At 44.2% G+C, this 7,625-nt stretch carries 7 protein-coding genes; 4 read left to right on the forward strand and 3 right to left on the reverse strand.

All coding sequences use genetic code 11. From position 1 onward, the window contains the following. The coding region (gene galT, locus VFM80_RS10790) for a galactose-1-phosphate uridylyltransferase (RefSeq protein ID WP_395071838.1) at positions 1 to 765 on the forward strand (765 nt) is incomplete at its 5' end. Between the two features lie 426 nt (positions 766 to 1,191). Here the strand turns inward: galT and VFM80_RS10795 are convergent. Continuing rightward, positions 1,192 to 2,823: a sodium/sugar symporter gene (locus VFM80_RS10795; RefSeq protein WP_395071839.1), complete on the reverse strand. Its 1,632-nt coding sequence runs from the start codon at positions 2,821 to 2,823 to the stop codon at positions 1,192 to 1,194. A gap of 262 nt (positions 2,824 to 3,085) precedes the next feature. Here VFM80_RS10795 and VFM80_RS10800 point away from each other — a divergent pair, with 262 nt between their 5' ends. Continuing rightward, the gene (locus tag VFM80_RS10800) at positions 3,086 to 3,337 is read left to right on the forward strand and encodes a hypothetical protein (protein WP_395071840.1); all 252 of its coding nucleotides are present in this window, start codon (positions 3,086 to 3,088) and stop codon (positions 3,335 to 3,337) included. Positions 3,338 to 3,707: 370 nt separating this feature from the next. Here VFM80_RS10800 and VFM80_RS10805 read toward each other — a convergent pair whose 3' ends face one another. After that, positions 3,708 to 4,451, reverse strand: a complete 744-nt coding sequence (locus tag VFM80_RS10805) for a lysophospholipid acyltransferase family protein (RefSeq protein WP_395071841.1) — start codon at positions 4,449 to 4,451, stop codon at positions 3,708 to 3,710. 112 nt (positions 4,452 to 4,563) lie between these two features. Between VFM80_RS10805 and VFM80_RS10810 the strand changes: the two genes are divergently transcribed. Together VFM80_RS10810 and mdh are read left to right on the forward strand one after the other, a co-directional pair. Continuing rightward, positions 4,564 to 5,517, forward strand: a complete 954-nt coding sequence (locus VFM80_RS10810; RefSeq protein ID WP_395071842.1) for a YheT family hydrolase — start codon at positions 4,564 to 4,566, stop codon at positions 5,515 to 5,517. 366 nt (positions 5,518 to 5,883) lie between these two features. Beyond that, the gene (gene mdh, locus VFM80_RS10815) at positions 5,884 to 6,840 is read left to right on the forward strand and encodes a malate dehydrogenase (RefSeq protein ID WP_395071843.1); all 957 of its coding nucleotides are present in this window, start codon (positions 5,884 to 5,886) and stop codon (positions 6,838 to 6,840) included. Between the two features lie 321 nt (positions 6,841 to 7,161). Here mdh and VFM80_RS10820 read toward each other — a convergent pair whose 3' ends face one another. After that, positions 7,162 to 7,536, reverse strand: coding sequence for an endonuclease domain-containing protein (locus tag VFM80_RS10820; RefSeq protein ID WP_395071844.1), 375 nt, complete (start codon positions 7,534 to 7,536; stop codon positions 7,162 to 7,164). Positions 7,537 to 7,625 lie beyond the last annotated feature (89 nt).

Genomic DNA, 7,625 nt, shown 5'->3' on the forward strand with positions numbered 1-7,625 from the left:
AGTGACTTGTTGATCTCGAAAGGAGAGCGCGGGATGTGTAAGGTAATCTGTTTTTCGCCCCGGCATGATCTGACGCTGCCGGAAATGGAGTTGTCTCAGGTTAAGGAGGTGGTTGACCTTTGGGTGAAAGAATACCGGGAATTGGGTGAAAAAGAATTCATTAATTATGTGCAGATCTTTGAGAACAAAGGGGAAGTGATGGGTTGCAGCAACCCCCATCCGCACGGACAGATCTGGGCACAGGAAACCATTCCCGAAGAACCGGCCAAAGAGCTGAAGCAGTTTATAGAGTATTACAAGAAAAACGGCCGCACAATGCTATCCGATTATTTGAAACTGGAGCTGAACCGTAAAGAACGGTTGGTTGTAGAGAATGATCACTTTGCGGTGGTGGTTCCATTCTGGGCTTTTTGGCCATTTGAGACATTGGTGATCAGTAAACGTCCGTTTGCAAGATTGACGGATATGACTGAAGACGAAAAAGCCGGCCTTGCCGATATCGTCCGAAAGCTGACCATTAAATATGATAATGTATTTAACATTTCCTTTCCCTATTCAGCCGGCCACCACCCTGCACCAACTGATGGCAAAGAACATCCCGAATGGCATTATCACATGCATTTCTATCCGCCGCTTCTGCGATCTGCAACCATCAAAAAATTCCGTGTGGGTTATGAAATGCTAGCCAATCCCCAGCGGGACATCACAGCCGAATACAGTGCCGGTTTATTGAGGGAACTACCGGAAGTGCGCTATAAGAAATAATAACAATCAGTAGGGGCGCATTGCAATGCGCCCCTACTGATTCATTTGAGATCGTTGCAAGCTCGTTCCCAACGACCTCGTTGGTAATGCATGTCCGGACCTCCCGGTCCGAGTATGTAGCAAAAAAATCGTCCATTATTAATCGGTCGTTCGATCTATCGCAAATCAGTTCATACAGAATTACGATTAATCGATGGATCGAATGACCGATTTGCGAATGAAATTCTATACAAAACCCAACCTCCGAAAACATTACTTCTTTGGGTTAGATCATACTAGTGAAGGTTCTTCACCGCCGGCTGGGGGTTCAGAATGACTCAATGAAATGGAACCGAATTGGTTCCCTGGTAATAGTAAGGGCGTATTGCGATACGCCCTTACGGCCCCATAATCCTAATGCATTGTTCAGGTCAGCAAAAATCTTTCTTACCAGAAAATGGCATAAAGCACAGCCGTGATGATCAGGATGGCGTAGGCTCCGATATTGAATGAAGAACCTGTCTTGAAGGTCTCGGCCGTAGTATGGATGGCCTTGGGATCTTCATCATAAGGGTTGGTTGTTAAACTCACACCGGCAATGATCACGATGGTAAGAATCAATGTGTAATACATTTGATCGAGAAATGGGAGTTGAAGTGACGGGATTTTCAGCAACAGGGCGATCACGATAGATGAAAGCACTCCGTAAATGGCGCCTTTGGTGGTGGTCTTCTTCCAGAATAATCCCATCATAAATACCGCAAGGATCCCGGGGCTTACCAGGCCGGTATATTCCTGAATGTATTGAAACACCTGAGGTACATTTTGAAGCTGCGGGGCGATCAACACACAGGTTACAAGAGCAACCGATGCGGTGATACGGCCCATGTTCACAGTTTGTTTATCGGTGGCATTTTTGTTGATGTATGGGCGGTAGATATCCATGGTAAAGATGGTTGCCACAGAATTCAGCATTGAAGCCAGCGATGAAACAATGGCAGCGGCAAGAGCAGCTACAACCAGCCCTTTAAATCCGGGAGATAAGAAAACGCTGATAAGCCACGGGTAGGCATTGTCATAATGGATGCCGCCATCAGGTCTTGCGAATACATCAAAGATTCCGGGGATCTGAGTGGTTCCTTCCGGCTGAACATAAAGCACATACACGATGATACCGGGAATAACCACGATCAGCGGGATCAATAATTTTAGAAAGGCAGCAAAGATAATTCCTTTTTGGGCCTCTTTGAGGGATTTGGCCGCAAGCGTTCGCTGGATGATGTACTGGTTAAATCCCCAGTAATATAAGTTGGCCACCCAAAGCCCACCGATCAAAACGGCTATGCCGGGCAGGTTTGAATACTCAGGATTATCCCGGTCGAGGATCATGTGAAATTTATCTCCGGCTACATCATACAGGTGAGCAAAGCCGTTGAAGATCCCGCCCTCAGGAGTGATATTATTAAGGGCTACAAAAGTAGTTACAAATCCACCGAGGATGAGCAAGCCAACCTGCATCACGTCGGTCCAGGCTACTGCAGATAACCCTCCATACAAAGAATAGGCTGCAGCGATTAGGGCAAGGCCAATTAATGCGTATATCAACAGGCTGCCATCTCCCGTTCCCATGATGGTATCAAGCGCTTTTGCTCCCAAAAATATAACTGTGGTAAGGTTAACAAATACGAACAAAGCAATCCAAAATATGGCGAGGATAGTTTTGAGGGTGGTATTGAAACGGTGTTCAATAAACTCCGGAATGGTGTATAGTTTCTTTTCAATGAAAATGGGCAACAGGTATTTACCGACAATAATAAGCGTGATGGCGGCCATCCATTCATAAGAGGCAATGGCAAGTCCGACTGCAAAACCCGAGCCTGACATTCCAATGATCTGCTCTGCAGAAATATTAGCCGCGATAAGAGAGGCACCGATAGCCCACCACGGTAAGGACTTCCCCGCGAGGAAGTAATCTTCTGCATTTTTTTGATGTCCTTTTTCGTCTCTGGAAACCCAAAGGCCAATTCCAACGATGAGCATACAATAGCCGACGAATACAACAATATCTATTCCGGTCATAAGAGCTTGGTTAAGTGAGTGATTTTAGCCGCTGTAAGGTAATTTAATGAACGCACTTTTGCTTAAAAAATCAGTGTATTGATGGTTTTTAAAACCGGTCCAAATAAAGCCTCAAGAGGACTTTAAACAATAGATTGAGCAAATTTTAAACAGAGATTTTTCGAGTGAATGATTTAAATATTATAAATTGTTATAAGCCATGATATATGAAATAATATTCATATATTTCTCTATAATTATTAGTACATAAAAATAAAAAGTAATGGATATTAAATTCGTAAAGCGCTCGACGGTAAAATCGTCAAAGAAAAGGACATCAAAATTTAAGCCGTTGCTTGAAGCTGTTGAGAAATTGAAGCCGGGTGGGCAAGCTGTTGAAGTAAGTTATACTAATGAAAAGAATATAAATTCTATGCGCACGGCTGTTTATCAATTTGGAAAGCAAAATGACTTTAAAGTAAAAAGCCGCAGAGACGCTGACAATAAGAAGATCTATTTCTACCGGGATAAGTAGAAGGTAATATGGATAAGAAATAAGAAACCTTCGCCCTTGGCAGCACGCACCCTCCGCCCGGCTTCGCATTCGCTCAGTCCGGCACCTCCCTCAATGGAGGACTTTTCGTGTTAGTATAGAATGGAATTTCAGATTTAAAACTCAGCTCTGATGTTCAACATCGGAGAAGTCTTCCCTTGAGGGGGAGATCAATTCAAAAAGCCGTTCCTTTTTGAATTTCGTTGGGTGTTGTAGCCAAAGGCTCTATTGTTTCACTACAACAACTTCTTCGCAGATCGATCATTCGCAAATCGGCTAATCGTAAATCAAAAACCCGGGTCAGTTCAGGAAGGTTGGGCAACCGCTGTTTTCACGTTAAGCATAGAGAATTCTACTCTTCAACCCCGGCCCACTTTAAATACTTTTGGCGAACCTCAGCTATATGCTGATCCAATGTTTCTTTTTTCCAATGCGAGGTGTCTATGGGCGGATGGATATGAGCATTTATAGTTCCGCTTTTGGAAAACAATGAGCTGCCCAGGCTCAATTCCTGATTTCCATCGAAGTAAATAGGTACAAGTGGGAAGCCAAGATCGATGGCCATATGAAAAGCTCCTTTCTTGAAAGGACCGATCACCCCTGGATGTTTTCGTGAGCCCTCCGGTGCTACCATTATAGACAGATCATTCCGCTTCAACCGATCATAGGTGTTTTTTAATTTCCTTATAGCATTTTCACTTTTTTTCCGCTGTATAAATACCTGTCCGGTCAGGTGACCTACAATAAAAAAAAGAGGATTGTACTGCAGCTCCCACTTGGCAACAAAGCGGATGTGGGGTAGTCCAAGCGCGAGCATCGTGACAAGGTCGAGCGTAGAACTGTGATTGATCGTATAGATCACCGATCCCTTTACCAGCTCCCCGTGCTGAATGACATTAAATTTAATTCCAAGGGTCCACAACACCGGATAGGTAATGAAAGGCCCGAAATTTTCAATGATAAAATTGGTGGCTTTTCCGAAAGACAGGATCAAAAGAATAGCGATCAGTGGAGTGGAAATAGCAAACATCAGGAAGAAGACCACAAAAGCCAAAATGCTTCGGATGTATTCAATAGGAGTAAGTGATGATGCCATACCGTACCTCTTTTTTTGAACCCGAATATAGGGGAAGCAATGGTAGAGTTAAAACCGGAAATGGATTGGGAGTGTATTTCTACATAGTTTTGCACCGATCAAATTTTTATAGATGAAAACGCTGTCACATTCTAACATTCAACTTGAACCTTTTGAACCTGTTTGGTGGGCATGGAATACGCACGTTCATACGGTGGTGGCTTCGCAATTAACAAGAGCGGAGAAGCCTGACCATCAGCGCCTCGAGGTCCCAACACCGGATGATGATTTTCTGGAAGTTGATGTTAGTTTGGTCAATTCTGACAAGCCCATAGTTGCTCTTTTTCACGGATTGGAGGGCTCAACAGACCGGCACTATATTGCTAATTTAATGGGTTTACTGAAGGAAAAAGGCTTTTCATCAGCCGCACTGAATTTCCGGGGATGCGGGAGCAAAATGAACCTTCGCCCACGGTTCTATCACTCCGGGGAAACTCAGGATTACCGTACGTTTTTAGGCTGGCTCAAAAGAACCTATCCGGAGAAACAGATCTTCGCAGTTGGATATTCGCTGGGAGCCAATGCCCTGGTGAAGTATCTGGGGGAAGAAAAAGATCAGAGTTTAGTTCAGCGGGCGGTTGCCGTTTCACCACCTTATGATCTCAAGGAAGGCTCCATCCGACTGCAGCATGGATTTAACCGAATTTATGAGATCCGTTTTTTGAAAACGCTGGTTGAAAAACTTGAGCTTAAGCGACAGACTTTTTCTGACATGCCTGAATTTCATGGCAATACCATTTATGAATTTGATGATCAGGTGACTGCTAAGCTTCACAATTTTGAGGGTGCCGATGATTACTATCACCAATGCTCCAGCAAGCATTTCTACGGAGATGTGAAAACGGATCTTTTGGTCATCCACAGCAAAGAAGACACGCTTTGTCCTATCGAATTTGCTCCTTCTGATATGATGAATCAAAATCCATGTATCCAAACCTGTTTTACAGATGAAGGTGGGCACGTCGGTTTTTTGAGTTCTGATCCGGGCTGGCTGTACCGGGTTATTCTGAAATGGCTAAGGGCATAGTTCGTTATTTGATAATCGTTATTCGTGAGTGGTGAATAGCCTGGATAACTTTGTTTCCTTTAGTGACAGGCATCCTCCGCGAAATTTAGTGAGCTAAATTTTGGGACCTCCCTCGAGGGGAGACTTTTCCCACTCGAACAGAGTCTTTGAATTACCTGACTCTATCTACAGGGTTGAAAACGTTGGAGCAAGTATAAGACCAGAGCTCCATCCCTTACACCAGTGAGGTGGTTTCAACCCTTCACGAGACAAGTCAAAAACTATCTCCCAATAATTACAAATATCAACATCTAAAATTCTTATTTTTAAGGGATGTTTCGGGAAAGAATTTTATAACAAGTAATCTTAATTAAAAATCATCCTATAATGAAAGTAACAGTTGTTGGAGCCGGAGGTAACGTTGGCTCAACCGTAGTTGACGCACTTGCACAACGCGATATTTGTAAAGAGATCGTAGCCGTAGATATTGAAAAGAAAGATGGAGACAAGACATTTTATCCCTCTAAAGGGCGCGGACTGGATCAGTGGGAATCTGCTCCCATTCACCTTTTTGACACGCGCATCAACGGAACCGTTGATTATGCCGATACCGCAGGATCTGATGTTTGTGTGATCACGGCCGGTGTTCCCCGTCGTCCGGGCATGAGCCGCGATGACCTGCTTGAGATCAACGCTAACATTGTAAGTTCAGTAAGTAAGGAGCTCGCCAAGCATTCACCCGATACCATCATCATCGTGGTTTCAAACCCACTGGATGTGATGGTTCAGGTTGCTAAAGATGCAAGCGGACTTCCGCATAACAAAGTAATGGGAATGGCCGGTATTCTTGATACAGCCCGCTTCCGTGCCTTTATCGCAAGTGAACTGGACGTATCTCCAAAGGACATTCAAGCCTTGTTGATGGGTGGTCATGGCGACACCATGGTTCCGCTTCCGCGATTTACGACTCTTGCCGGAATGCCGATCACACACTTCATCAGTGAAGAGCGACTGGATGAGATCGTTGACCGTGCCAAGAAAGGCGGCGGTGAGATCGTTGGGTTGATGGGAACCTCAGCCTGGTATGCTCCCGGTGCCGCAGCAGCTCAGATGGTGGAAGCCATCCTGCTCGACCAAAACCGCATCTTCCCGGTTTGCGCGCACATCGACGGTGAGTACGGAATTGACGATCTGTACATTGGCGTGCCTGTGAAGCTTGGTAAGGGCGGAATCAAAGAAGTAATTGAGGTTGAATTAAACGAAAAAGAACAGCAACTTCTGAAAGAGTCAGCCAAAGCCGTTCGCGGTACTTTGGAGGACTTCAAAAAACTAATGAACAAGTAAACTAAACAAACGAGGACTAAGGTCTTCACTACTTGCATTAATCCCTCACACGAAAGATCGTGTGAGGGATTTTTTTTGAATTATTTGTGTAATGGGGTTGCAGTGTTGCCCTTGGCTACAACACCCCACGAAATTCAAAAAAGGAACGGCTTTTTTGAATTGATCTCCCCTCGAGGGGAGACTTTTTGTTGTGGAATTCGGGATATTTGCTGATGAGGAATCAATAAATTAAAACGGCCACGGAGAGTCCTCCCTTGAGGGAGGTGCAGTAATTTTAGCTTGCTAAAATTACGCGGAGGGTGCCATTTGGGGCAATACAGATCATTCCAGCATCTTTCTCACTTTCGCTTCCAATAACCGCAGAATCCCATCCAAATTTCGCTTCACTTCTTTATCAGGAATCCGAATGAATTTCACTCCATAGGTTTCCAAGATCTGCTGTCGCTCTTTGTCAGAAGCATCACTTTGAGGATTATCATGCGTGATCCCGTCAATTTCAATAGCAAGCATGATCTCATGACAATAAAAGTCCACCACAAACCGATCTATAGGTACTTGTCGATGGAATTGAACTCCCAGCTTTCTGCATCTGATCTGTTTCCATAACAGGATCTCGGAAAGTGTCATGTTTTTTCGGAGCTTCCGGGCAATGAATTTCATTCTTTGGTCGTAAGGAATAATTTTATTTCGAGCCATGATTCTTTATTCGCTTTTTATAGTAAGAGCGCTTGAAATGGAATTTCTTACAATTTTTTTTGTGAAGGACGTGGATAAACAAGAGAGCC

The organism is Gracilimonas sp. (genome assembly GCF_035704785.1).
Taxonomy (GTDB): domain Bacteria; phylum Bacteroidota; class Rhodothermia; order Balneolales; family Balneolaceae; genus Gracilimonas.

What these genes read in the sequence shown, in the direction of transcription:
- VFM80_RS10795 (WP_395071839.1), bottom strand. Translation starts at nt 2,823, where the DNA reads ATGACCGGAATAGATATTGTTGTATTCGTCGGCTATTGTATGCTCATC.
- VFM80_RS10800 (WP_395071840.1), top strand. Translation starts at nt 3,086, where the DNA reads ATGGATATTAAATTCGTAAAGCGCTCGACGGTAAAATCGTCAAAGAAA.
- VFM80_RS10805 (WP_395071841.1), bottom strand. Translation starts at nt 4,451, where the DNA reads ATGGCATCATCACTTACTCCTATTGAATACATCCGAAGCATTTTGGCT.
- VFM80_RS10810 (WP_395071842.1), top strand. Translation starts at nt 4,564, where the DNA reads ATGAAAACGCTGTCACATTCTAACATTCAACTTGAACCTTTTGAACCT.
- mdh (WP_395071843.1), top strand. Translation starts at nt 5,884, where the DNA reads ATGAAAGTAACAGTTGTTGGAGCCGGAGGTAACGTTGGCTCAACCGTA.
- VFM80_RS10820 (WP_395071844.1), bottom strand. Translation starts at nt 7,536, where the DNA reads ATGGCTCGAAATAAAATTATTCCTTACGACCAAAGAATGAAATTCATT.